This is a genomic window from Streptomyces glaucescens, assembly GCF_002154375.1.
In the GTDB taxonomy this organism is placed as follows: Bacteria; Actinomycetota; Actinomycetes; order Streptomycetales; family Streptomycetaceae; genus Streptomyces; species Streptomyces glaucescens.
In genome coordinates this window covers 1-897 of sequence record NZ_MUND01001021.1, presented here as the reverse complement: position 1 = coordinate 897, position 897 = coordinate 1, and the positions used below count along the sequence as shown (strand labels likewise).

The window sequence follows — 897 nt, the reverse complement described above, 5'->3', positions numbered from 1 at the left end:
CGCCCGCACCGCCCGCACCCGTCTGCTCCAGCTCCGCCTCACCCTGCACCGCACCCGTGCCGAACTCGACCTGGACCTCGACGAGGTGGCCCGCGCGGCGGCCGACCTGGCGGAGCTGGTCCGTGCGCACCCGTCCCAGGAGGACTTCCGCCGCCTGTATCTGATCGCCCTGCGCCGCCAGGGCCGGCTGGAGGAGGCGCTGGAGGTGTTCGAGGAGTACGAACTCTCCGGCGGCACCAGCCCCGAACTGCTGACCCTGGGCCAGGAGCTGCGCGAGGAGTTCGGCGGCCCGCCGGAGGACCACGGGACGCCGCCCGGCGAGGGCCCCTTCACCGAGCCGGACGACCTGCCGGCCGGCTCCTTCCCGACCGAGCAGGACCTGCCGTCGCTGCTGGCGCAGGACGAGGAGCTGCAGGAGAAGCGCCCGCTGCCACGGGACGAGGTGCCGGAGAGCCTGTTCGCGGAGGAGGCGGCCGGTCCGGACCGGGCCCGGCTCGTCTTCCGGTTCGCGGACGGCCCGCGGGACGCGGACACCCACGCGCTGCTGGGCCGGGCGATCACGCGACTGATCGCGGCGAGCGACGTGGACGCGGCCGAGTTCCCGCTGGCCCCGCGAGACGACGGCTTCTCGGTACCGGTCCGGCCGGGCGGCTCCGGATGGCGCCTGCTCCAGACTCTCACCCTCGGGTTCCGGGACCTCCTCGCGGAGCTGGACGGGGTCCGGCTGCACGTGGGGCACGGGGCCGACCCGGACGGCTCGGCACAGGCCCGGCGCGCCCTGGCCTCGCCGGAGGTGCACGGCGTCCTCGTCGTCGGGCCGGGCCTGGGCGTACGTGAGGGCATCACCCGCTACGAGCGTCCCGAACGCCTCGCTCCCCCGCCCCCGGTGCGCGGACC

The 897-nt window shown here is 76.0% G+C and carries 1 protein-coding gene; it reads left to right on the top strand.

Going from position 1 to position 897, the window contains the following annotated elements; genetic code table 11:
- A partial coding sequence (locus CCN42_RS40275) for a BTAD domain-containing putative transcriptional regulator (RefSeq protein ID WP_281259578.1) occupies positions 1-897 on the top strand: 897 nt, incomplete at both ends.